Origin of the sequence: Marinomonas rhodophyticola, assembly GCF_026113935.1 — a bacterium.
Lineage (GTDB): Bacteria > Pseudomonadota > Gammaproteobacteria > Pseudomonadales > Marinomonadaceae > Marinomonas > Marinomonas rhodophyticola.
On sequence record NZ_JAPEUL010000004.1, the window covers coordinates 184,620 to 205,827 of the forward strand.

Sequence of the window (21,208 nt, forward strand, 5' to 3'; positions counted from 1 at the left end):
ATTTAGCAGGCGTTTGTCTAATAAGAAGTCAGACTTTAGTCGCATAGTGCGATTTTTAACCGCGATGTCTTTGTGCGTGAATCGTGTAATAAAAACGAGAAAGTAAGAGTAGATACAATGTATAAAGAGATTAAACAGAAGATTCTTTCGGTTTGCGCAGAAAAAATCAGGAAAAAGGGCGAAAACGTTCAGGTATCGTTTTATGCTTTTTTTGCCAATAAAAACGATGATCCAAAGACCTTGATGGCGATTGCTCGCTGGTGGATAGAAGGACATCAATTGAATCATTTTGAAAAAGCCACCAAAGTTTATTCCTTGGTCGCATCACTTGATGATGCCTCTGCCTTTCAATTGCCTGCAGTTCAACAAGACAAAGGTCTCAATCACCTGACCTTGAGTGTTACCAATCTTGAGGCTTCGCTTCATTTTTATTGTGATCTGCTTGGTTTTAAAGGTGAGGTACGCTGGAATAAGGGGGCTTACTTGTCGTATGGCAATTGTTGGCTCTGTTTGTCATTAGGTGAAGCGAAACCCAGTCAGGACTATACGCATTTTGCGCTTAGTTTTGATGCTCTAGCCATAGCTTGTATTCAGAAAAAAGCAGCGCTTAAAGCGGTAAAAATCTGGCAAGAAAACACGAGTGAGGGAGATTCTTTATACATTAAAGATCCAGATGGGCATAAACTTGAACTTCACGCAGGATCTCTGGCAACCCGACTTGAATCTTTAATAGCCAAACCTTATGAAGGACTGATTTGGATGGAGCCGTCTTTATGACAATGATAAAGCATTCTTTTACCATTCAAGTGATTTGTGCCGAAGAGACATTGACGATTCGGCAGAGTGTGCTTTGGCCTGACAAATCGATTGATTTTTGTCGGATTAGCGACGACGAAGAAGGGGAGCATTTTGGTGTGTTTATGGGCAGTAGCCTAGTGTCAGTGGCTTCTGTGTTTTATGATGGCAGATCAGCAAGACTGAGAAAGTTTGCCACACTATCTGAGTATCAAGGTCAAGGAATTGGTAGCTTGCTGCTAACTTCTATCATCGAGCAACTTAATAGACAAACGCTGACTTATTTTTGGTGTGATGCCCGTGAAAGCGCAATGACTTTTTATGAAAAGTTCGGTATGACAAGCCAAGGTGAGCGATTTTATAAAGGTGATATTCCTTATCGCAAAATGTCCTTAACATTCTAAGAGATAGAGAGGTAATGGGTGATTCAAGCAATTTTCGTGTCGAAAAAATCAAAACAGTCTCAGATTGGGATTGATGCTGTGAAAGTCGATGCGGGCAAAGGCATTGTCGGTGATCGATATTATGGCAAGAAGGGCACAGATGGCCCCAATATTACCTTTGTGGAAAGTGAAGAAATTGCCGCTTTTAATGCGAATTTCGGGCAAAGTATTGGGCTTTCTGCCACCCGACGCAACATAGTGACCCAAGGTGTGCGACTTAACCAGCTGGTTGGGCAAGAGTTTTCCATTGGCGATGTGCGTTTTTATGGCGTGGAGCTTTGTGAACCTTGTGGTTCGTTAGGGAAATCCCTAGCCAATGATTCTATTTCATCACCGCAGGTCGTTAGAGCTTGGTTACGTCGTGGCGGTTTACGAGCAAACGTATTGAGCACCGGTATTTTGCGTACTGGCATGCAGTTTAATTTGATCCAGAAATGAGCCAATGAGAAAATTTATTAGCTCATTTCTGGCTTGTCTAATTAAACAATATCCTCTGCTAACACAAAGCGTTTAATGTCGTTAAATTCTTTATTAAATGGTTGTGGCTGTGGTGTGTATTTTCCAGCCAAACAACTTCGAACGATTGCTTCCGCTTGCGTTAGGTAAGTACGTCTATCTTCTGTCGAGCTTGCATTGTGCTCTGCTGTTGATGGTTGTTGCCACAGCAAATCGGCCAGTGACTTAGGTGTGTTGGATTGCCCTTGGAAACGCCACAAATCGGCCGTTTGGTCATAAGCGTAATAGGGTAATAACTTGATGCCGTGTTTGGCTACAAAATCAATGGCTTGTAAAATAAACTTGGCTTCATCATCGTCTAAGAAATAATTCAAATTGAAGCGAACCCAACCTGGTTTAACCAGTTTTTCGCCTTTTTTCAGGGCTTCTTGAATGCGTTCTGATTCCGTTGTGTCTATGCCCAAAAGCTGGTGTCCATAGGGACCCGCGCAGGAGCAACCGCCGCGAACTTGGATACCAAATACATCATTTAAGACAGCCGTAATAAAACCATGATGTAAATAGCCAAATTTGGTATTGATGCGAAACGCGGTAATCGACAAACGGGCGGCATCAGCATGACCTAATCGCTCAATATTGGGGTGATTGTGCCAATGTTTGTCAATCTGTTGTACTAGCTCGTGTTCACGGGCCTCAATGACGTTTTCGCCCACAGCTTGTTTGAGCTGAAACACCAAGCCAGCGCGAATCGATTCGATAATGCCGGGCGTACCCCCTTCTTCTCGACGAACGCCAACGGGCAAAAAAGTATGGTCCTCCGGTGTGACAAAAGACACGGTACCGCCGCCAATAAGACTGGGTTTTTGGTTAGTTATAATAGCTTTTTTGACCACCAGAATCCCCTGGAGTCCCTGGTCCGCCGATAAACTTATGGGTTGAGAAAAACATGGCGTCTTTGGCCAGTATTTTGTCTGCGCTTGGATTCATATCCAGCGCCACATACAGGCGCGGCGGCGGCAAAGTCCCAAAAAGCGAGGGCGTTATAGCGATGTAGCAAGGCGGTAATCGCATCCTGGTCGCATAAAATCCCTGTGACATTGGATGCGGCGCTGAAACTACCGATGAGGCGTCTATTTTGATTCGCCAGTAATTGCTCTTCTAAGGAGATTAAACAAACGCCACCGTCTTTTGATTCTGGGATTCTGATTACTTCAATACCCAGCTCTCGCCACGATAATTCATTGGAGTGATGTTCATAAGGTCCAATAAAAACGCATACATCTGATTTGTCAGATTCACTCAATTGACGTAAGCCTAATTGGCTAATTAAGGTGTTAATCGCGCTGGTGGCGCCACTGCCACAAAATATCACCAAGTCTTCGGCTGAGGCGTTAACGGCGTCTCGAATTTGTTGTCGAGCCTGCTCGCGAAAGGCGGTGGTTTGTTGGCCTGTAGCGTTGGCTTCGGTGTGCGTATTGGCGTACAGCGGTAAGACATGTTGACGAATGGCGTCTTCGATAAAATCCAGACTGCGGCCAGAAGCGGTATAGTCAGCGTAAGTTAAGGTTCTTGCGCCAAAAGGGGTATGAATTTGTGTATTTTTGCCGATGATGCTGTCGCGAATGCGGGCAAGCAAAGCCTCTTGATTGGATGGGGTTGTGGTATTTTGCTCTCGTGTTCCTTGATTTAAAATGCTTTCTGCGGCAGCAACGGACATGTTTCTTTCCTCATTTGGCTTGCCGCATCAATAAACCTGTTAATTCATCACTTATTCTTCATGACGGGCAAGGGCAACTGAGTTGTCCACTTGATCTGCTCCATGGCGAAGTTTGAGGTGACGTCGGTTAATGCGGTGGCACTGATTAATCGTTTATAAAATTTGTCGTAGGCCGGAATGTCTTTGACCAGCACACGAAGTAAGTAATCGTATTCCCCTGCCATGCGGTAAAACTCCACCACTTCAGGGAAGTCAGCCACAACGCGAGCAAACTCATCGGCCCAGTTAGCATCATGCTGATTGGTTTTAACTTGTACAAAAACCGATACACCAAGGCCAAGTTTGTCCGCGTCTAATAGGGCGACACGACGCTTGATATATCCTGCGTTTTCAAGCTTTTGCACCCGTCGCCAACAAGGGGTTTTAGACAGTCCTACTTGCTGAGCCATGGCTTCGGTAGAAATACTATCATCACTTTGAATTAAGGCAAGTAGTTGCAAATCTATCTCATCTAAGTGCATTTTGTTCTCTTTTTTATTGATTAATTAGAAAAATATTTCTCATTGTCGTGTTTTTTTTCATCATCTGCAATCACGTTCTTTTAGAGTATTGGATAGTGGAATTCTGTTTCTTTTATTTGGCGTAAAAAAGTGTCTTGCAAACACAATTTAATTAATGAAAAAGTAAATTGAGATGTAGTTAGGTGTAAAAAAATGTAAGAAGAGGCGCTTGATGGAATGTTTTTAAATCTTAGTAGTCTCAAAAATGCGTTAAAAATGTATTAGGGATTTTCTATTTAAGGATAGGTATGAAAAAGATTTACGTAGTGGGTTTAACTTTGTTGTCAGGTATCGCTTCTGCGGCTGATCAAGATGCGGTGTCTGATGATGTTATTCTAAAACAGCGTCAAGCATTACAGGAAAGTACCAAAGATCAGCAGGTCGGGCCACAATCTCCTAGAAATATTGATCTAATATTTGGCCGTAATCTACCTATTTTCGAGCAAGCACCGGCCTCCAATAAAATGAATCTGTGTAATATTCATTTTCATAAAAATGCTGAGCATAAAGGGGGCGAGTTTACAAAATACGTAGGTAACGGCGATGGTAAAGGTTATCAAACCGGTTATCGTTATTCGGGACAACTCAGTAAAGCCGAGCTAGCACCACGCAAAGGCGGCCCGGTGTGCAGCAGTCAATACAGTGAAGTGGACTCTGGCGACACGATAGAAGTGCATTATGTGTATTCCACGGCAAAGGTAAAACCGAGGTCCGACACTAGGGGCTTGCTTGATTAAAGGTGAGCCAATGCCACAGCTGCGTGTAGAGACACAAGTTTATGTCGCAGTGAATGATGAGCAAGCATTGGATTTTGAAGCCTTAACGGCTCATGATGTTCGCAATGGTCGTTTTCAAGCCGTTGCTATCCCTAACGATACAGGGAACCCTGTTACCTATGCAGGCTCTACAACAGGCCCTGCCTACAATGAGGTGGCGTCACCTTTCCAAGTAACGTGGAATGTGCGTCCCAAAGTTGCCAAGGTGAGCATTGACTCTTTAGGTGACTGGTGTGACAGCGATAATGTCTACCAAGAAGATCATGCCCATGGTGTGCGGAACTTGGTAACCAATCCAGATTTGCTTTCTGAAATAAATTAGTCGCATATTAGGAAAAATAAAGAGACGGTGCTAGCAAGCATTGTCTCTTGTTTTTTTTTCTATTCACCTTCGTTCGCTGGCTCCAACGTATCCACAGTCTTATTTTTCAATTTATGTATGAGCTGATGAACGTCTTCTTTGATCATTAAGAGCACAGGAATGAGTATTAGGGTAATGACGGTTGCAAACATGATGCCGTAGGCGAGGGATACCGCAGCAGGGATGAGCATTTGCGCTTGTCTTGAGGTTTCCCACAAAATTGGAATTAATCCCGCAAAAGTCGTAAATGACGTCAGTAATACAGCGCGCAAGCGACTCCGACAGGCGAGGCTGATGGCCTTTTTGACGTGGCTGGTTTCATGACGAAGGTCGTTGAAGCGAGACACTAGAAGCAGGCTGTCATTGACCACCACACCGCTGAGCGCGAGGATGCCGTTCAATGAGAAAATCCCCAACGCTAGGTTGTTCATCCAGTGTCCAAGGAGTGCTCCAATGATGCCAAATGGTATTGCCATCATGATAATCAGCGGCTGCGAGTAGGATTTTAGCGGTATAGCCAACAGACCATAAATGATCAACAGGGCAATCAGAAACATTTCCGACATAGAAGATTGTGTCTTCTCCCTTTGTTCCGCTTCTCCTGAAAAGTAAATGGAAACACCAGCAAACTGGCGCAGCATTTGTGGCACCACGGCGTTTTGCAAATATTCAACGACTTCGGTGGAAGACATGATGTCTTTGTCTACTTCCGCTGAGAGGTATTGAGAGCGTTTGCCATCAATGCGAATAATACGCGTCTCGGCGTCTTCTTGGGACAGTGTAGCGACAGTAGATAAAGGGACGCGAGTGCCGTCAGCTAAGACGACTTTTGTGTTTAGCACGGCGGCAGGCGATTCCTTTTGTTCGCTTGGATAACCTAAGCGCACTTCAACCTCTGAATTGTCCCGCTGGAATTTTTGTACCACTTGTCCATCAAAATTACGCGCGACTTGTGTTGCGAGTTCATTAGAAGATAAGCCCAGTAGTCGACCTTGATCCGTCAGTTTAAGGGTAAGGCGCGATTCGGTTGGTTCGTTATTTTGCTCGATACCCGTTACCGCAGGTAGGGTATTCAGTTGTCTCAAGAGCCTCTTCCATGGCGCCATTTAATACACTGGTATCGTTGCCACGAAGTTCTATTTTTAAGGCATCCACGGTTTCACGGGCGCTGCGAATTCTGAGATTTTTCACGCCTTCTGGCATACCTGACAGTTGCTGCCATTTGCTGGCGAATTGCGCAGAAGTGTAAGGTCGATTATCGTCAAGCTCGATCCGAATATCACCAGACTGATCATCACTGGCGGTGACTTGAATATTCTTGATAGCCACCTCACCTTTTGGTGATACTGCAGCAGCGTTATTTCCTCGTAGACTGGCGCTGACAGACGTTCGTTCTGTTTGGCTTTCTTCATCATTGGTGATAGGGCGACGGCGTTCGCTGGTTTCACTACGCAATGCAATATCGGCTTGATAGGCCTTTTCTTCCAACTCTAATAAGACCTTGTTGGTTTGTCCGTAGCTGACATCGTTGTACATGGTGAGTGAGCCACGCACAGTGTCCCCCGGAATTTGTGGGAAGAAACTCATGCGTATCGCGCCCGTAAACGGCATGGATATAACCAATACGAAGACAGCGACAAATAAAAGACAAATTGCGTATCTGTGGTGAAGCGAGAAGTCTATTGTCGGGCGATACACGCGTTCACTAAACCATTGCAAACCAAAATCGGCGCCTTGTTGCACCATTGCCCAGGCTTTGGAGAGCGGATTGGTACGAGTCGACTTTTGGGTATTGATATGGGCAAGGTGAGCCGGCAGGATAAGCTTTGACTCAATCACCGAGAGAATAAGGCAAATAGCCACAACGGTGGCAAATTGCGAGTACAACTGACCTAAACGGCCTTCAATGTTGGACAGTGCCCAGAATGCCGCCACCGTAGTGAATACCCCAAAGAGTGTGGGAATCGCCACTGTCATGGTGCCTTTTATGGTATTGCCAATGGTGTCACCTTCTTTAGAGCGAACGGTATAAACACTTTCACCCACGACAACGGCGTCATCTACCACTATTCCTAGCGCCATAATAAAGCCAAATGTAGTGAACATATTTAGCGTTAAGCCAATGCTTTCTGTGCCCATAAAAAATAGGGTGCCAAAAAAGATAAAGGGCAAGCCCATGGCCACCCAGAACGCGACAGTCACGTTGAGAAAAATGGCCAGTAAGATAAAAACTAATAACACCCCAGTAATGGCATTTTCTACCATTAACTCTAGACGTTGGTTTATGGATTCACTGCGATCGTACCAAGTACCCAATTTGACATTGGCGGGCAGTCGTCCATTATCTTGCCAATCTTGAATCACCGCTTTAGCGCCGAGTACGGAGTTAGATATGTCACTGGTGCCTGTGGTGAGTACTTGAATCGCGAGGCTATTTTCGCGATTGAAACGGGACAAGACAAAGTCATCGTCATCAAAGGTATCGCGTATGTTGGCGATGTCGCCAAGCAATAGCTTTCCACCTTTGTCGTTGGTAATGATAGGGATGCGGGCAAACTCACTTTTTATATAGGCTTGTTCGGATGCACTGATCGTCAAATAAATATGTTCATCGCGCAGCGTTGCCACTTGTGCAGGGAGGACTCTGCATTAATGGCTGTGGCAATATCGGACAAGGTGAGTCCGTAGGATTCCAGTTTGTTTTTATCAATGTCTATCTTGATGGTGGGATCTAACCAACCTGATATAGAGGTGGCACTGATGTTTTCATTGGCCAGTAAATCGGATTCCAGTTCGTCCGTCAGTTTTTGCAACGTGCGTCGATCAACATCGCCGTAGAGTTGGATCCAAATAGAATGTTCCTCTCGCGTGGCTTTGGTGACGACGGCTGGATCAGCTTCATCGGGAAAAGATGAAATTTGGTCAACTTTGTCTTTGACGTCTGCCAGCAAGATATCGATATCGTAGCCATCAAGCATTTCGATGCTGGTGCTGGTGGCACTGGCGGTCGACGAAGTGGTGATGTTTTTGATACCTGAAACGCCTTGCAAGGCTTGTTCTAAAGGGATGGCAATGCCTTCTTCATTCTCTTTGGCAGATCCTGTGTCATTACTAACAGAGATAGCCACACGGTTGGGTGTTAAGCTAGGGAAGGCTTCTTTATTCAAGGACCCCATATTTAGAACCCCCAAACTAATCACCAAAATAAGCAATAGATTGGCCGCCACTGGGTTGTTGGCAAACCATGGAATAATGCCTTTAGGTTGATCCATTGAAACTCATGGTTGAACACTCTTATTGGTTTGGCCGGACGTATTAAGGGGTTTAACTAATGTGCCTTTTAAATAGCTATTGTAAGGCTGAGCAAGTACTTCATAGGTTTTGTTGCGCATGGTGTCAGGTACTTGAATATAAACATATTTAGAATCCACAAACCAGGGTGTGGTTTCAAAAGCCGCTAGCCGACTGTTTTCATCCACATACCAGATTTCGCTCTTTTGACTTAAGGCGGTGTTAGGAAGACGCCATAAATTATCGAGACGTTTACCTTGGATCGACACCTCAACAAACGCGCCAGGAATAAGCGGGGGAGTGTGTTGCAGAGGGTTCTCAAGGCTGATGGTCAGGCTGCGCATCCTTGTCGTTTCATCGATGTGTTGGTTAATGCTTAAGACCTTACCTTGCCATGTTTCGCTGGTATCAATACTGGATATCAAGACAGGCCAGTTTTCCAATAATATGCTGCTATTCGGCAGCTTCAGCCAGTCACTGTTTGAGAGGTCCAATTGAATTTCGGCTCTGTCAGTACTGTATAAGGTGCCTATTTCACTGCCTGCGCTTAGATAAGAGCCTGGGGAAACATTACGTGCAATGATTAAAGCATCAAAAGGCGCGACGACTTTTGTATAGGCTAACTTGGTTCGTGCATTCTCCAGAGCGGCTTTTGCGGCTTCAACTTCGCTCTTGGCGGCAGCCAGTTGCGGCGCTCTTAATACTAAATCAGAGTCAGGCTCACCTGTAAAACCAGCGGCTTGCCATTCTGCTTTAGCTTGCTCACCTTGGCGCATTTCTTCTTTGAATGCGAGTTCAGCGGCGGCTAATGTATTTTTCGCGCTGGCGACGGAACTGTTGAGTTCACTGTTTTGTAGTTGCCCTAGAACATGGCCTTTTTTAATGACTTGGCCGGATTCAAACTGGCTGGAAAGACGAATGACTTCACCGCTTACTTGGCTGGTCATGGTGAGCGAATATCTTGGCTTGACTAAACCTGATGCCGTAATAGTCGCCGCATAGCTGCCTGTCGTCGTGGTCAGGGTCGAAAGCTCTATGGCTTGCTCTGGCGCCGCTGGACGTGGTGTTTGTATTCTATTTTTTTGGGCTTGCATAGCATGAGTCACGTAAAAATATACCCCAGCAATGACGATGCCAGCCAGTATTAAGGTGATCCATTGAGAAATGTATTTCATTCCGACTTTACTCCAAGCCCAAGTGCGAGTCCTAAATCGACTCTGTTTGATAAGTGTTGGTACATTAAATTGTCCAATTGTGCTTCTAAGTCAAAGGTGGTTTCTTGGACGTTGATCAAATCGTTTAATTCAACTAAGCCGGTACGGTATTTTTTTCGTACTGATTAAGGTTTTTTTGCGAGCTAGCAAGCGCGTCCTGTATATGACGGACTTGTTGAGACAGCACGCGTTCTTGTCCTAGGGTATTTTCGACTTCGTTGACCGCTGTTAATAGCGTGTCACGGTAATCTTGATAGGCTTGGGCGGTTTGCAGTTTGGCGATTTCCGCCGCGGCTTTTAATCGTCCTCCTTGATAAAGCGGCTGAGTAATTTGCCCCAATAAAGACCAAATAGGTGAGCCAAACAACGCCGCTCTTGGCGACGCCGCAGTTTCGCTTAATGTGGCACTTAAGCTAATACTGGGCAACATGTCTTTGTAGGCAACAGAGGTGTTCAAATCAGCGGCTTCAATAGCTAGATAAGCGGCTTTTAAATCGGGTCTGCGCTGTAAGTTTTGTTTTGGAAAATCGCTAAAAGTAAGATTAACCTCGGGATAATTGGCATTTTCTACGAAGTCTACTGGGTCTGCGCGGCCTAAATAAAGTTGTAAGTTACGTATTTCGATCGCTAAATTTTCTTGGTATTCCACTAGGTCCGCTTTTGATTGGGAGGCGGATGTGCGCGCTTCATCCAGCGCTTCTAAATCCCCTAGGCCATTTCTGAAACGCTTTAAAATGAGTTTTTCATTGGCTTCTAATAGCGCGAGGCGCTTTTCTTCGATGGCAATAGCGTGTTGTTTTGCGGTAATGGCAAGCCAAGATTTTATAACGTTAGCGACTAACGTGTCTCGGCTGGCCTGAAAAAGCGCCTCGTCACTGGCGAGAGTCTTGGCCGATGCTTGTTCTGACAGAGCAAGTTTTTGCCATAAGTCGGCTTCCCAACTGATACTCAGATCGGCATCATAATTAGTGTTACCACCTTCGGCTCTATTACCTGAAAAACTGGCTTCAACACTGGGAAGTGACTCTCCTTGCTGGCTCTTTAAGCTCCATAAACTGGCTTGTAGAGTCAGTTGTGTTTTTTGCAAACTGGGATTGGCTTGCAGAGCCTGTTGAATCAACGCTTCTAGTTGTGGGTCTTGGATTAAATCGGTTAAGTAACTAGCAGGTGCGATTTGGTCCATTGTTTGCCACTGAGAAGATTTGGACTCACCGACCGCATCGAGGTCTTCTTGTGCCAAATTGGCGTAGTTTTCGCGTGTCTGCGTATGACTGCAGGCGACCAGTGCCATGCTTAGGCAAAGCAAGCCTATTACGTTCAAGCAAGATCGAGTAATCATTTACATTCCTAGTCTAAAGAAAGCCTGTCAGAGCAAGCCAGTAACATGATGTTATACGCAATGAGCGATGAGTCATTAATCAGATTATTACGTTTTTACATCAAGGCTTTAAGTCTATTTGCGTTTCTTTACAGTTGATCATGACGGTAAGTCGTCTGGTACGATTTGGCTTACTCGTATTTGTTACGCTAAAACAACGTGATTTGGTTTACCCAGCTTTAGCTTTTGATTCGAAATTTTGCAAGATTGTCGCTAACGTTTTCACGGCCCACTCGCGTTTTTCGGCATTTTGTTCACTAAAGTTGAGACGGAAACAATTTCGATATTTACCTGTGGCTGAGAAGAGTGGGCCGGGAGCAAAGCCGACGCCTTCTTCACGGCATTGTTCCACCAGCTTCATGCTGTCAATGTTGGTGTGGAGCTCTACCCATAAAATAAAACTACCATCAGGAAAGCTGACTCTGGTATCACTGGGGAGGTAGGTTTTTATAGCTCGAAGTAAGTGATCACGCTGTTGTTCGTAGTGCTGTCTCATTTGGCGTAAGTGTTTGGCGTAACCGCCTAAGCGGATGAATTTTGCAATGGCGAGTTGGGGAAGCACCGGCACATGGAGCTGCTGACATATTTTATGTGAGTGACCTTGTCACGGTAGCGGCCGGGGGCGATCCAGCCTACGCGCATGCCTGGGGCGATGGTTTTTGAGAAAGACGAACACAGTAAGACGCGACCATCGGTATCAAAAGATTTGATGGTTTTAGGTCGTGGGAATTGATAGGAAATATCACCATAAATATCGTCTTCTATGATGGCGATATCGTAGCTTTGCGCTAATCGGTAGAGTTGCTCTTTTTTGTCATCTGGCATGGTGTACCCCATAGGGTTATTGCATGTGGGGGTAACAAAAATGGCTTTGATAGGCCATTGATCCAGAGCCAATTCCAGTGCTTCTAAACTGATGCCTGTTTCGGGGTGTGTCGGAATTTCCATGGCTTTTAGGTTGGCCGCTTTAATAGCTTGCATGGAACCGTAAAAACTGGGCGATTCAATCGCGATAATATCACCTAGGTTTGGTAACCGCTCTTAGGCAAACCGACAAGGCTTCCTGACAACCCGATGTCACCACCAAATCATCCGGATGCAATTGGCAGCCAGAGGCAACGGTAAGCCGACAAAGCTGAGTACGTAATTCTTCTGTGCCACGAATGTCAGCATAACCCAAGCCTAACTCGGGCTTTTGTTTGGAAAGGTCTGCTAAGGTTTTCAATAAAGGTTTTAAGGTGGGGGCCGCCATGTCAGGCATAGCGTGTTGCAACTGTACGCCTTTGTTGTTGCTGCGGATCATCAGCATATTGAGTACTTCTTCCCATTGAGACACCTCCAAAGGACGCTGTGGTGGCCTAGAAACGCTCGGTAAGCTGTCTTTTTTACGGCTACAGACAAAGTAGCCCGATTTAGGTCGAGCCTCGACAAGGGTGTCTTGCTCAAGTTGTCGATAGGCTTCTTGTACGGTGGAGATGCTAACCCCATGCTCTTGAGCCAACTGTCTGACCGAGGGCAATTTATCGCCTGGTTTATAAAAGCCATGCTGTATGTGCTCTCGTAAGCGGTTGGCTAGGTTTTGGTAGAGTGTCATGGTGCATTCCTTTTCGAGGACGTAACGTGGGCTGAAGTATAACTTGATTGTAGGACTTTTTCTGTATGGATTTGACCATACAGATCTCGGTTTATTCAGCCATACAGACGATACAATCCGTCTTCTGTGTGTTTGATTCGGTGATTTTCTGAATCTGTATTGCATTGTCTACTTCTTTTAAAGTGATTACTCATACACATAGCGCTGCTGAATACCAACAGTGTGCTTTAATAAGGAGAGGGTTATGTTCGTCGTCAGTGTATTGGTTTGCATTCAACAGAGCGCACTGCGTTTTAAAACACGTAAAAAATTGGCGTCTATAACCGCGCTGCAGATGATGGATATCGGCATGACAAAGGAGCGTCAACAAGCGGAATTATCACAAGCGACTCTTATTGGTTTTGTGGGAGATTTACTGACTTTCATGAAAAATAAAGGATGAATACTATGATAGATGTGTCTTTTTTCTTCGCGCTCGCCATGTTTGCTTTCGTGACCTCCGTGACGCCTGGTCCAAATAATATTATGTTATTAGCATCTGGGGCGCAGTTTGGTTTTCGTCGAACCTTGCCACATATGTTGGGCATTGTGTTAGGCGTCGCGACCTTATTATTATCTACCTTACTTGGTCTTGGTGCGCTGTTTACCTTATATCCACCTCTATACAGTGTATTAAAATGGGTCGGCTGTGCGTATTTATTGTGGCTGGCGTGGAAAATTGCTAACGCGCCAGTTGGTAATTTAGAGACAAAAAAGCCTCATCTGCTCCCATGTCTTGGTGGCAGGCGTTGCTTTTCCAATACGTCAACCCTAAGGCTTGGATGATGGCAATCGGCTGTGTTAGTACTTTCTCGATTGCTGGCGATCTGTACGCTCAGTCTGGTTTGTGGATGATTGTTTTGTTTGCCGTTGTGGGGTTTCCTTCTATCGCTATGTGGGCTTGGGCTGGGGTAAGTATTCGTCGCTGGTTAACAGATCAAAAACGTCAGCGCCTGTTTAATCTCTGTATGGGCATTGCCACAGCATCTACCTTGTTGCTGATCATTGCTCAGTAAAGGCTTAAAAAGGAGTATTGAAGTGACAGAAAAGCGAAACGATAACCGCGTTTTAAAAGACAGTGAGTGGAGTCTTTATATGATAAAGACGCGCTTAAATACGCTTTATACGGGTATCAGCACTGACGTAGATCGCCGTTTCAAAGAACATTCAGGTGTCAGTAAGCGGGCGGCTCGCTATCTCAAGGGTAAAGGCCCATTAGAGTTGGTGTGGCAGCAACCTGTTGGTTCGAAAAGTGAAGCACTGATACTTGAATACCAAGTGAAAAAACTCAACAGACGGCAAAAGCAGAGCCTTATTGATGGTGGAATAGAGTTGGTTTCTTTGCTGGATTAATGGCAATCAATAAGCTTGTTTTTGTGGCGAATCATTCGTAGCATGACATTCACTTATTGATAATGAAAAGGATGGTAAGGGAGCTATGATTAGTCACTTTGATCATATTGTTTTGACCGTCGCTAACATAGATAGGGCAGTCTCTTTTTATGAAACGGTTTTAAATATGGAGCCTATTACCTTTGGCGAAGGTCGAAAAGCCGTGCGTTTTGGTCAACAAAAAATCAATTTTCAATTGCTTGGACAAGAGTTACGCAACCACGCTATGGAAGGAGCGGGTGATGTCTGCCTGATTACGAATTGGACAATAGATAAGGTAGTTGCCCATTTAAATGCATGTAAAGTGATTATTTTGGAAGGCCCTGTGACAAAATCTGGGGCACTGGGGCCTATCCAATCTGTGTATTTTAATGATCCAGACAATAACCTAATTGAAGTCAGTGTATACAAAGAGACAAACACGGCGTCTTAACTTTTTAAGTGGAACGGCAAAGGTACTGTTGCACGACACTTAATACGGCCAGATAACTTTGTTCCTCATACACACCAAACCCGCTAAGCTGGCGGGCTTTTATTTTGGTGAAGATAGGTTGTGTTAGGCCCGTTAAAAAACGCGTTATTAAGACGGCTGTCACTGGTGTGGCTGGGCTTTTGCTTCCAATATGCGCAGTGAACTCCTCTATATAGCCAGCCAAATCTCCCCATTTTTCTATATCGTTGTTGAGGCCGGATGGTGGAGCAAATATAAGTACTTTTCCCCGACAAACCGAGCAATGCCCGCAATGCTCTGGTGAATCCTGATCCCCAAAATAACGAGCTAGATTGTGGTTTAAGCAGCGATCCAATTGAAAGAAGCGAATCATAGTGGCAAGACGTTCAATTTCGGCTGTTTGTTTTTCTTCAACGTATTGCTGTAATTGAGTGGCCAAGGTTTGATGATGGAAGTGCTCAGTATGGCGTTGATATACTTCGGTCAAGCCTTTGCTTTCGAGTGTAAGAACATGGTAATCGGCGGCAAATTCTAAAACTTGCAAGACATCGCCTCGGGATAACCCCGCTTCCTGAAAGAGTTTGTCGAAATTGGGTGTGCCCCAAATTTTCTTGTATTGAATGCCTTTTAATATGGCACTGGTAGGCGGCTTGCCATTGGGCTGGGATATGTTGCGCAAAAGCAGTACGGTCACCTTCCCATTTGATTTTGACATCTGCGTAATAGCTGTATTTTGGCGTGATAGCACCCAATAGTTCGAGTTGTACCAGTAAGGTTTTTAAAGGCAGAGAGCGAATGTTTGTCTGCTGAGATAATCCATAAAGCTGTGTTTCCCATTCACTTTCATGAGTCTGTTCGGCTGTTTGCGTGGTAATGCAACCCAGTAAATTGTCGATCTCGTGAGGCTCTGGCGTGTCACCATAGACAAAATTTTCTAAGGTATTTAATCCCTCTAGATTAGCAAGCAATACACATCGGCTTGGCTGATTGTCTCGGCCAGCGCGGCCAATTTCTTGGCTGTAGTTTTCGATTGATTTGGGTAGATCAAAGTGTACCACTAAGCGAATATCTGACTTATCGATCCCCATACCAAACGCGATGGTGGCCACGATAATACGTGTTTTGCTAGTCATGAAATCGGATTGGATTGCACTGCGAATCTCACTGTCCAAACCTGCATGGTAGGCGACGGCCGAGTAGCCATCGGCTTGTAGAGCGTGAGCGACATCCTCGGCCGTTTTTTGCTGAGTAACATAAATGATACTCGCGCCTTGGGTTTCATTGAGAATATTTTTTAAAACCGTTAGCTTTTGATGGCTTTGTATGGGGATAAGATCAATATCTAAGTTGTGTCGATAAAAGCCGGTTTGCACTATGTGCTGAGGGTGAATCGCAAACTTTTGTGCCATATCTCGTTGCACACGACGAGTTGCGGTGGCGGTTAGCAGTAAGACCAATGGTATGGCGAGTTCTTGTTGGTAAGAGGGTAGCTTTAAGTAGTCAGGTCGAAAGTTATGGCCCCATTCTGAAATACAATGGGCTTCATCCACCACTAACATAGAAATGGGGATGTGCTTAATAAAGCGTCGAAAACGTTCGTTTTTAAAGCGCTCAACCGAAATCATCAAAATCTTAATGGTGCCATTCTGCACGCCAGACATAACGGCTTGGCTTTCATCTTTATTTTGGCTGGAATCGAGGCAAGCGGCTGGAATGCCTTTGGCGTTTAAAAATGCCAATTGGTCATGCATTAAGGCGATTAATGGCGAGATGACCAAGGTCAAGTTGGGTAATTGAGTCGCGGTCAATTGATAGCACAGAGACTTTCCTGAGCCTGTTGGAAACACGGCAAGCGAAGAGTGTCCGGCGAGCAGTTGTTCTATGGTCTGTTGTTGTCCGTCACGGAATTCGTTGAAGCCGAATACAGCATGCAGTCCTTGCACTAATGGTATCATTTAGACATTTCTCCCCATTCTAGTTCACAATGTTTAAGCTCGTTTAGATGGTTTACCCAGTATTCCTCACTGCCAAACCATGCAAAAGCTTTATTAAACGCTGGGTCATCCCAACGGTTTTGTAACCAAGCAGCGTAGTTAATCACACGCGCACTTTTAAAAACATCGATTAATGTTAGCTCTCTAAGATCAAAAGGTAGGTAGGTTTCGTAACCTTCAATCATTTCACTCAATTGTTGCCTTGGGTTTTCCGTTTGAGTGATGTGTAGCCATAAATCTTGCACAGCCACACCGTTTTGGCAATCGTCAAAGTCCAATAAATGAAATTGCTCATTGTGTAGCATTAAATTGCTGCGATGGCTGTCACCGTGTATTGGTCGTAAGGATGCTGGCCAGTATGTGCCTATCGCGGCTTTGCTCATATCGCATAATTTAGCAATTTGTTGTTTGTAAACGGGCTTGAGTTTTTCAGGTAACTGATGTTCTTCAGTCAAGCCATTGCCCATTAAGATTTGATTGGCTGCGGTCTCCATATGTGTCAAAGGTGAGACATTAATGCGTTCCACAAAAGGCGCTGACATGGTGTGGTGCAACTGACCAATAAGTTCGCCAAGCTGGTATAACTGATCTAAATTGTCCGCTTCAGGGTGCTGTCCGACTAGTCGAGGAGACACGCAAAACATCATGTTTTTATGACGCAACACACTGTCGCCATTAAATACCATAGGCGCGACAACAGGCACACCGGCGGCTTTTAATTTTAACAGAGTCTGATGCTCTTCTCGGATTTGAGCTTCCGTCCAGCGTTCTGGCCGGTAAAACTTTGCAATGACGGGAGTGCTGTCTTCAATGCCGATTTGATAGACGCGATTTTCGTAACTGTTAAGTGGGTAAATACGCGAATCACTCCACAACCCTGTGGATTCGACCGCGTCTAATATGGTATCAGGAACGAGGGTCGAAAAAGAATGAGTGGCCGTCATAGTCTGGTGCTCTGGTGTAATAAAAAATGAGCGAGTGACGATAACGGTGTAACAGGATTATAGCAAGCCGAGGCGCTTTTTAAGTGTATACTTTTGAGCATCACTAAGTGGAGAAGCGTGTCCTGATTTAATCAACCGATTCCATTGTTTCCACGATTTTATGGCTTCACCCATGTGGTCTCGTGCCAGGTGTTGCTGTATTTCAGCACGAAAAGAGTTAGATATGGCCGCTGGGTTACCTTTTCCGAAAGTGCGTAAACGGACGAGTGTGCGTTTAAATTTATCTGCCAGTTTCGAAGCGTCTGAACCGCTTGCCATCATGTTTGTTAGACACTTTAAGTAGTCGTAGTAGTATTCGACTTTTTCATGGCTGGTTTCTCGGGTTAGCCGAATGACACGAGAATAAGCTTGTTCAGCACAGCTCCAATCTTCTAGCTGCATACTTATTTGTGCCAGCCTTAGAAGCCCGTTCTGATGAGCGTGGTGAGACCTCTAAGACACTTATCATTGCCGCTTGAGCGGCTTCTGGATTGCCTAAGCTTTCTTGGGCGTCAGCGAGTAGATCATAAGCCGATAAAAAGTGTCTGCTCAAACTAATGGTGTGTTCGAATTTCTTTACCGCAGCAGCAATCGCACCAAGTTTTAATTCGCATTGGGCTATACCAAAATGCGCCCAAGCCAGATTTTTACTTTTTTGTGTGATCAACATGTAGTGGCTTTTTGCATCCTTGAATCGGCCTCTAGCATAGAGCGATTCGCCAATGACTTTTAGGCATTGACTAGCGAAATGAGGGTATTGCACCATGACGGACTTAGCTTGAGATTCCATGGTTTCAAAGTCGTTTATTTTTCGCGCGTTGTTGATACCTTCAAAGGTTTTCTTTTGCATTTCGACTCGTTCAAAACGGCGAAAAAATGCGGCGGGCGGGAAAGGCTTTACCAAATAACTATCTGGTTGATATTCCAGTACACTTACCACGCTTTCATACGCTGTGTCAGCGGTAATCATGATGAAAATAGTGGAATGGTCTTGAGAGTAATTTTTACGGGAGGCTTCTAAAATTTGTTGGCCGTCAATGGTGCCACCTAAGTTGTAATCAGATAAAACAACGTCATAGCGCTTTTCCAAAACACGCTTTATTGCGGCTTGACCTGAGGGCTTCTACATCTATATCGGAGTAACCCATTGATGTCATTAAGGATTTGAGCATCAATCGCATTTCACCAATATCTTCAATGATTAACACCCGCTTTTTTGCGGTATTTATCAGCTTTCGCTGAACATCATTGGTGTTTTCAACGCCGAGGGTGATTACATCTGACAAAAGGAACTACCTGACTCAAAATAAGCTTTTATTGAATATATGCTCCATTTATATCATCTGGAAAATTAAAAAACTCATACTAATCGTTATTTTTGGTTAAGATTTTCTTTTTTTTGGTTTTTTTGGATTTTAAACTGATGGGTTATTGTATTCTTTCATGGTTGAGTCGAGTAAAAGAAATAATGAGTTGTCTATTGAACCGTGTTTGAAAATGCGTTTTTAAATGGCTGTAGTTACAAAGACAGTGTGTACAGAGTAGGTGAAGTGCAAAAGAACTTTTCTTTTGCACTTGAGAATCAAAACAATCCGAGTCTTTTCTTTAATGTCAGTTCTTGTTCTTGTGTGATTGACGAGGCTTTCCCAGACAATATTAATTGTTTCCATTGCTTCCAAGATTTAATGGCGTCTTGTTTACGTTCTCTATGAAGAAATTGCTGCACTTCAACGCGAAAAGAGTTTGTGACAACAACTGGATCGTCTTTTCCTAACATGCGTAACCTTGTTAAAGAACGCTGGAGTTTCTCGGCTGTTTGTGGTGTAGGTTCTCCATTTTCTTGTATTGCAATGAGGCATTTTAGGTGATCGTAGTAAAATTCTATTTTTTCGTGCTGAGTATCTTTGGTTAAACGAATCACTCTTGAATAGGCCTGTTCTGCCGTTTGCCAGTCTTTTAGTTTTACGCTAATTTTTCCCAGTCTTTTGGTTCTGGCTAGTGATCGTGGCGTAATTTCAAGACTTGCTAATATTGCCTTTTGAGCCGCTTTAAGATTATTTAGTGTTTCTTGCGCGTTAGCAAGCTCATCATAGGCTGGTAAAAAGTGACGACTGATGCTGATGGTTTTTTCGAGGCTTTTTACAGCAGACAAAGGTTGATCTAGGTAAAGATCTGCTTGCGCGACACCAAAATGTGCCCAAGAGGCTTCTTGATTGTTTTTGAGTACGCGCATGTAGTGAATTTTAGCGGCTTTATAGTCTTTTCTAGAGAGTAAAGATTCGCCAATAGCCTTTAGGCATAAGCTGATATATTGAGGGTGTTTAGCCATAATCGCTTTGGCTTCGTTTTCCATGGCCTCAAAATTCATTTTACTTCGATATTCATCCATTTCTGAGAAGATGCTTTTCTGTAGCTTTATACGGCTCAGTCGACGATGCAGAGTTGCTGGGGTAAACGGTTTTACCATATAACTGTCAGGGCGATGCTCGATTGCGCTGACGACACTGTCATAACCTGTATCCGCAGTGATCATGATGAAAATAGTCGAGTGACCTAAGATGTTATTTTGTCGAGCAATTTCTAAAACTTGTTGGCCGTTAATTCGGCCTCCAAGGTTATAGTCAGACAGTATAATGTCAAAGTGTTTGGAAGCGATGCGCTTAAGGGCACTTTGCCCTGAGGCTTCCACTTCAATATTTGTATAGCCTAATGAGAGCATCATGGATCTCAGCATTAGGCGCATTTCGTTCATATCTTCAATGATTAAGACGGACTTTTTATTAAGATGTTCCGTATTATTTTTATCTTTTTCCTGTGTGGTATGTGTTTTTGTCACGGAGGTCTTTCCTTGCTGACTCACGGTATGAGTACAAAAAATTACAAATTTTTACATTTGTGATTTATACCACGTTTAGCGCTGTCCTCCATAATGCTTTTTGATTGATTCAACAAGGAAAATTGGTGTAAACAAGTGTTTTATGTTTACTCTGCTGACTTTGTTAATGCACTAAATTTGCCGTTAGCACAAAAATGTCCATATAACCCTGATCATCATGGAGTGGTTTGATGGGTTGGGCGCTATGGAAAAATTTTCGGTCGTTTAGCACCACAAATTCTCCTCTGTCAAAATCGTGGCTGATCAGCGCGGGACTATTTTTCCCAAGATGAACGTGGATTTTGCCACCTTCGATATTATGGCGTTGCATCACATAGATTCCTATGCGGTCAAAGCCATCTTGGTGAATGCCCTCTGGTGCGACCTCGGCACTTTTATGGTCGGCAAAGATTCGTAATTGATGCACTTCGATAGGCGTGTTATCGGCCACGTTGGCCATCGTTTGGAAGTGTTCAAATAGTTCGAGGAAGGCAGTGTCGTTGACTATTTTATCGTCGATCTCTTCATAACGGCGCACAATATTGCCTTGGAAATGATTAATGCTTTCGTCTTGAACAAATGCCTGAGACGGCAAACGACGAATCTTGTTATGAGTGAGTGTAAAGCGTGAATAGCGGCGTAATCGAAAGGCGCCATCGGCATAAGGGTTCGGTGGTAAATGATCAAAAGAGGGAATAAGGTGGTTAACACTGTCTGATGTTAGCTGACCTAGTTCAAGGTAAAAGGGGGTATTTTTTGTTTTGTTAGTGATCATGGTTTTATCCTCAAAACTCTCATCGGCAGATTGTGCGCGATGGGGTAATTATTTTTTATCGCCTTGTGAGCGTATTTTTAGTCTAGTCGGATTTTGATAAAAAAACCGCTTTTT

Annotated in this window: 29 protein-coding genes; 10 read left to right on the top strand and 19 right to left on the bottom strand. The window is 44.3% G+C overall.

Annotated elements, in window-relative coordinates; genetic code table 11:
* Positions 1 to 117: 117 nt before the first annotated feature.
* Genes ONZ52_RS25170 through ONZ52_RS01525 form a run of 3 tightly spaced genes read left to right on the top strand, consistent with a single transcriptional unit; the run spans position 118 to position 1,676 of the window.
* Positions 118 to 777: a DUF6500 family protein gene (locus tag ONZ52_RS25170; RefSeq protein ID WP_409419218.1), complete on the top strand. Its 660-nt coding sequence runs from the start codon at positions 118 to 120 to the stop codon at positions 775 to 777.
* On the top strand, positions 774 to 1,199 hold the full coding sequence (locus ONZ52_RS01520) for a GNAT family N-acetyltransferase (RefSeq protein WP_265216870.1): 426 nt from the start codon (positions 774 to 776) through the stop codon (positions 1,197 to 1,199). Before ONZ52_RS25170 ends, ONZ52_RS01520 begins: the two co-directional genes overlap by 4 nt.
* Before the next feature lie 18 nt (positions 1,200 to 1,217).
* Positions 1,218 to 1,676: an MOSC domain-containing protein gene (locus tag ONZ52_RS01525; protein ID WP_265216871.1), complete on the top strand. Its 459-nt coding sequence runs from the start codon at positions 1,218 to 1,220 to the stop codon at positions 1,674 to 1,676.
* A 41-nt stretch (positions 1,677 to 1,717) separates the two neighbouring features.
* On the opposite strand, the gene ONZ52_RS01530 is transcribed toward ONZ52_RS01525, so the two are convergent.
* Genes ONZ52_RS01530 through ONZ52_RS01540 form a run of 3 tightly spaced genes read right to left on the bottom strand, consistent with a single transcriptional unit; the run spans position 1,718 to position 3,932 of the window.
* Complete coding sequence (locus ONZ52_RS01530) at positions 1,718 to 2,587, bottom strand: aminotransferase class V-fold PLP-dependent enzyme (protein WP_265216872.1); 870 nt, start codon at positions 2,585 to 2,587, stop codon at positions 1,718 to 1,720.
* 35 nt (positions 2,588 to 2,622) lie between these two features.
* Complete coding sequence (locus ONZ52_RS01535; protein WP_265216873.1) at positions 2,623 to 3,411, bottom strand: aminotransferase class V-fold PLP-dependent enzyme; 789 nt, start codon at positions 3,409 to 3,411, stop codon at positions 2,623 to 2,625.
* A gap of 47 nt (positions 3,412 to 3,458) precedes the next feature.
* Complete coding sequence (locus ONZ52_RS01540) at positions 3,459 to 3,932, bottom strand: Lrp/AsnC family transcriptional regulator (RefSeq protein ID WP_265216874.1); 474 nt, start codon at positions 3,930 to 3,932, stop codon at positions 3,459 to 3,461.
* 287 nt (positions 3,933 to 4,219) lie between these two features.
* Here ONZ52_RS01540 and ONZ52_RS24470 point away from each other — a divergent pair, with 287 nt between their 5' ends.
* Positions 4,220 to 4,708 carry a delta-class carbonic anhydrase gene (locus tag ONZ52_RS24470; RefSeq protein WP_321160227.1) on the top strand — a complete coding sequence of 163 codons (489 nt, stop codon included), beginning with the start codon at positions 4,220 to 4,222 and terminating at the stop codon, positions 4,706 to 4,708.
* Positions 4,709 to 4,718: 10 nt separating this feature from the next.
* Positions 4,719 to 5,069 carry a delta-class carbonic anhydrase gene (locus ONZ52_RS24475; RefSeq protein ID WP_321160228.1) on the top strand — a complete coding sequence of 117 codons (351 nt, stop codon included), beginning with the start codon at positions 4,719 to 4,721 and terminating at the stop codon, positions 5,067 to 5,069.
* A 59-nt stretch (positions 5,070 to 5,128) separates the two neighbouring features.
* Here the strand turns inward: ONZ52_RS24475 and ONZ52_RS01550 are convergent, their stop codons facing one another.
* From ONZ52_RS01550 to ONZ52_RS24490, 8 genes are all read right to left on the bottom strand, one after another.
* Positions 5,129 to 6,193 carry an efflux RND transporter permease subunit gene (locus ONZ52_RS01550; protein WP_265216875.1) on the bottom strand — a complete coding sequence of 355 codons (1,065 nt, stop codon included), beginning with the start codon at positions 6,191 to 6,193 and terminating at the stop codon, positions 5,129 to 5,131.
* A complete protein-coding gene (locus ONZ52_RS01555) occupies positions 6,144 to 7,706 on the bottom strand; it encodes an efflux RND transporter permease subunit (RefSeq protein ID WP_265216876.1) in 1,563 nt (520 codons plus the stop codon). Before ONZ52_RS01555 ends, ONZ52_RS01550 begins: the two co-directional genes overlap by 50 nt.
* On the bottom strand, positions 7,703 to 8,380 hold the full coding sequence (locus ONZ52_RS01560; RefSeq protein ID WP_265216877.1) for an efflux RND transporter permease subunit: 678 nt from the start codon (positions 8,378 to 8,380) through the stop codon (positions 7,703 to 7,705). The genes ONZ52_RS01555 and ONZ52_RS01560 overlap by 4 nt, the downstream gene beginning before the upstream one ends.
* Positions 8,381 to 8,386: 6 nt before the next feature.
* Positions 8,387 to 9,574: an efflux RND transporter periplasmic adaptor subunit gene (locus tag ONZ52_RS01565; RefSeq protein ID WP_265216878.1), complete on the bottom strand. Its 1,188-nt coding sequence runs from the start codon at positions 9,572 to 9,574 to the stop codon at positions 8,387 to 8,389.
* Positions 9,575 to 9,707: 133 nt separating this feature from the next.
* Positions 9,708 to 10,952, bottom strand: a complete 1,245-nt coding sequence (locus tag ONZ52_RS01570; RefSeq protein ID WP_265216879.1) for a TolC family protein — start codon at positions 10,950 to 10,952, stop codon at positions 9,708 to 9,710.
* A gap of 208 nt (positions 10,953 to 11,160) precedes the next feature.
* On the bottom strand, positions 11,161 to 11,559 hold the full coding sequence (locus ONZ52_RS24480) for an aminotransferase class I/II-fold pyridoxal phosphate-dependent enzyme (RefSeq protein WP_321160229.1): 399 nt from the start codon (positions 11,557 to 11,559) through the stop codon (positions 11,161 to 11,163).
* The gene (locus ONZ52_RS24485; RefSeq protein WP_321160230.1) at positions 11,514 to 11,972 is read right to left on the bottom strand and encodes a PLP-dependent aminotransferase family protein; all 459 of its coding nucleotides are present in this window, start codon (positions 11,970 to 11,972) and stop codon (positions 11,514 to 11,516) included. The genes ONZ52_RS24480 and ONZ52_RS24485 overlap by 46 nt, the downstream gene beginning before the upstream one ends.
* 37 nt (positions 11,973 to 12,009) lie before the next feature.
* Complete coding sequence (locus ONZ52_RS24490) at positions 12,010 to 12,585, bottom strand: GntR family transcriptional regulator (protein ID WP_321160231.1); 576 nt, start codon at positions 12,583 to 12,585, stop codon at positions 12,010 to 12,012.
* Between the two features lie 244 nt (positions 12,586 to 12,829).
* On the opposite strand from ONZ52_RS24490, the gene ONZ52_RS01580 reads away from it, so the two are divergent.
* The 5 genes from ONZ52_RS01580 to ONZ52_RS01600 all read left to right on the top strand — a co-directional run bounded on the left by ONZ52_RS01580 (position 12,830) and on the right by ONZ52_RS01600 (position 14,449).
* On the top strand, positions 12,830 to 13,027 hold the full coding sequence (locus ONZ52_RS01580) for a hypothetical protein (protein WP_265216880.1): 198 nt from the start codon (positions 12,830 to 12,832) through the stop codon (positions 13,025 to 13,027).
* Between the two features lie 5 nt (positions 13,028 to 13,032).
* The gene (locus ONZ52_RS01585) at positions 13,033 to 13,410 is read left to right on the top strand and encodes a LysE family translocator (RefSeq protein ID WP_265216881.1); all 378 of its coding nucleotides are present in this window, start codon (positions 13,033 to 13,035) and stop codon (positions 13,408 to 13,410) included.
* Complete coding sequence (locus ONZ52_RS01590) at positions 13,407 to 13,640, top strand: hypothetical protein (protein ID WP_265216882.1); 234 nt, start codon at positions 13,407 to 13,409, stop codon at positions 13,638 to 13,640. The genes ONZ52_RS01585 and ONZ52_RS01590 overlap by 4 nt, the downstream gene beginning before the upstream one ends.
* A 22-nt stretch (positions 13,641 to 13,662) precedes the next feature.
* Positions 13,663 to 13,977, top strand: a complete 315-nt coding sequence (locus ONZ52_RS01595) for a GIY-YIG nuclease family protein (protein WP_265216883.1) — start codon at positions 13,663 to 13,665, stop codon at positions 13,975 to 13,977.
* Positions 13,978 to 14,062: 85 nt separating this feature from the next.
* Positions 14,063 to 14,449, top strand: a complete 387-nt coding sequence (locus ONZ52_RS01600; RefSeq protein ID WP_265216884.1) for a VOC family protein — start codon at positions 14,063 to 14,065, stop codon at positions 14,447 to 14,449.
* Between the two features lie 4 nt (positions 14,450 to 14,453).
* On the opposite strand, the gene ONZ52_RS24495 is transcribed toward ONZ52_RS01600, so the two are convergent.
* The 8 genes from ONZ52_RS24495 to ONZ52_RS01635 all read right to left on the bottom strand — a co-directional run bounded on the left by ONZ52_RS24495 (position 14,454) and on the right by ONZ52_RS01635 (position 21,094).
* A complete protein-coding gene (locus ONZ52_RS24495) occupies positions 14,454 to 14,954 on the bottom strand; it encodes a RecQ family zinc-binding domain-containing protein (protein ID WP_321160232.1) in 501 nt (166 codons plus the stop codon).
* Positions 14,926 to 16,422, bottom strand: coding sequence for a RecQ family ATP-dependent DNA helicase (locus ONZ52_RS01605; RefSeq protein WP_321160233.1), 1,497 nt, complete (start codon positions 16,420 to 16,422; stop codon positions 14,926 to 14,928). The genes ONZ52_RS24495 and ONZ52_RS01605 overlap by 29 nt, the downstream gene beginning before the upstream one ends.
* On the bottom strand, positions 16,419 to 17,405 hold the full coding sequence (locus ONZ52_RS01610) for a serine/threonine protein kinase (RefSeq protein WP_265216885.1): 987 nt from the start codon (positions 17,403 to 17,405) through the stop codon (positions 16,419 to 16,421). Before ONZ52_RS01610 ends, ONZ52_RS01605 begins: the two co-directional genes overlap by 4 nt.
* A gap of 57 nt (positions 17,406 to 17,462) precedes the next feature.
* Complete coding sequence (locus tag ONZ52_RS01615; RefSeq protein WP_265216886.1) at positions 17,463 to 17,846, bottom strand: hypothetical protein; 384 nt, start codon at positions 17,844 to 17,846, stop codon at positions 17,463 to 17,465.
* Positions 17,818 to 18,534, bottom strand: coding sequence for a response regulator (locus ONZ52_RS01620; RefSeq protein ID WP_265216887.1), 717 nt, complete (start codon positions 18,532 to 18,534; stop codon positions 17,818 to 17,820). Before ONZ52_RS01620 ends, ONZ52_RS01615 begins: the two co-directional genes overlap by 29 nt.
* Positions 18,518 to 18,730, bottom strand: a complete 213-nt coding sequence (locus ONZ52_RS01625; RefSeq protein WP_265216888.1) for a response regulator — start codon at positions 18,728 to 18,730, stop codon at positions 18,518 to 18,520. The genes ONZ52_RS01620 and ONZ52_RS01625 overlap by 17 nt, the downstream gene beginning before the upstream one ends.
* Before the next feature lie 296 nt (positions 18,731 to 19,026).
* On the bottom strand, positions 19,027 to 20,280 hold the full coding sequence (locus tag ONZ52_RS01630; protein ID WP_265216889.1) for a tetratricopeptide repeat-containing response regulator: 1,254 nt from the start codon (positions 20,278 to 20,280) through the stop codon (positions 19,027 to 19,029).
* A 163-nt stretch (positions 20,281 to 20,443) separates the two neighbouring features.
* Complete coding sequence (locus ONZ52_RS01635; protein WP_265216891.1) at positions 20,444 to 21,094, bottom strand: 2OG-Fe dioxygenase family protein; 651 nt, start codon at positions 21,092 to 21,094, stop codon at positions 20,444 to 20,446.
* Between the last annotated feature and the right edge of the window lie 114 nt (positions 21,095 to 21,208).

Excerpts from the sequence above, each read along its gene's own strand:
- ONZ52_RS25170 (WP_409419218.1), top strand. The coding sequence starts at position 118 with ATGTATAAAGAGATTAAACAGAAGATTCTTTCGGTTTGCGCAGAAAAA.
- ONZ52_RS01520 (WP_265216870.1), top strand. The coding sequence starts at position 774 with ATGACAATGATAAAGCATTCTTTTACCATTCAAGTGATTTGTGCCGAA.
- ONZ52_RS01535 (WP_265216873.1), bottom strand. The coding sequence starts at position 3,411 with ATGTCCGTTGCTGCCGCAGAAAGCATTTTAAATCAAGGAACACGAGAG.
- ONZ52_RS01540 (WP_265216874.1), bottom strand. The coding sequence starts at position 3,932 with ATGCACTTAGATGAGATAGATTTGCAACTACTTGCCTTAATTCAAAGT.
- ONZ52_RS24470 (WP_321160227.1), top strand. The coding sequence starts at position 4,220 with ATGAAAAAGATTTACGTAGTGGGTTTAACTTTGTTGTCAGGTATCGCT.
- ONZ52_RS24475 (WP_321160228.1), top strand. The coding sequence starts at position 4,719 with ATGCCACAGCTGCGTGTAGAGACACAAGTTTATGTCGCAGTGAATGAT.
- ONZ52_RS01560 (WP_265216877.1), bottom strand. The coding sequence starts at position 8,380 with ATGGATCAACCTAAAGGCATTATTCCATGGTTTGCCAACAACCCAGTG.
- ONZ52_RS01565 (WP_265216878.1), bottom strand. The coding sequence starts at position 9,574 with ATGAAATACATTTCTCAATGGATCACCTTAATACTGGCTGGCATCGTC.
- ONZ52_RS01570 (WP_265216879.1), bottom strand. The coding sequence starts at position 10,952 with ATGATTACTCGATCTTGCTTGAACGTAATAGGCTTGCTTTGCCTAAGC.
- ONZ52_RS24485 (WP_321160230.1), bottom strand. The coding sequence starts at position 11,972 with ATGCAAGCTATTAAAGCGGCCAACCTAAAAGCCATGGAAATTCCGACA.
- ONZ52_RS24490 (WP_321160231.1), bottom strand. The coding sequence starts at position 12,585 with ATGACACTCTACCAAAACCTAGCCAACCGCTTACGAGAGCACATACAG.
- ONZ52_RS01580 (WP_265216880.1), top strand. The coding sequence starts at position 12,830 with ATGTTCGTCGTCAGTGTATTGGTTTGCATTCAACAGAGCGCACTGCGT.
- ONZ52_RS01585 (WP_265216881.1), top strand. The coding sequence starts at position 13,033 with ATGATAGATGTGTCTTTTTTCTTCGCGCTCGCCATGTTTGCTTTCGTG.
- ONZ52_RS01590 (WP_265216882.1), top strand. The coding sequence starts at position 13,407 with ATGATGGCAATCGGCTGTGTTAGTACTTTCTCGATTGCTGGCGATCTG.
- ONZ52_RS01600 (WP_265216884.1), top strand. The coding sequence starts at position 14,063 with ATGATTAGTCACTTTGATCATATTGTTTTGACCGTCGCTAACATAGAT.
- ONZ52_RS01605 (WP_321160233.1), bottom strand. The coding sequence starts at position 16,422 with ATGATACCATTAGTGCAAGGACTGCATGCTGTATTCGGCTTCAACGAA.
- ONZ52_RS01610 (WP_265216885.1), bottom strand. The coding sequence starts at position 17,405 with ATGACGGCCACTCATTCTTTTTCGACCCTCGTTCCTGATACCATATTA.
- ONZ52_RS01615 (WP_265216886.1), bottom strand. The coding sequence starts at position 17,846 with ATGCAGCTAGAAGATTGGAGCTGTGCTGAACAAGCTTATTCTCGTGTC.
- ONZ52_RS01635 (WP_265216891.1), bottom strand. The coding sequence starts at position 21,094 with ATGATCACTAACAAAACAAAAAATACCCCCTTTTACCTTGAACTAGGT.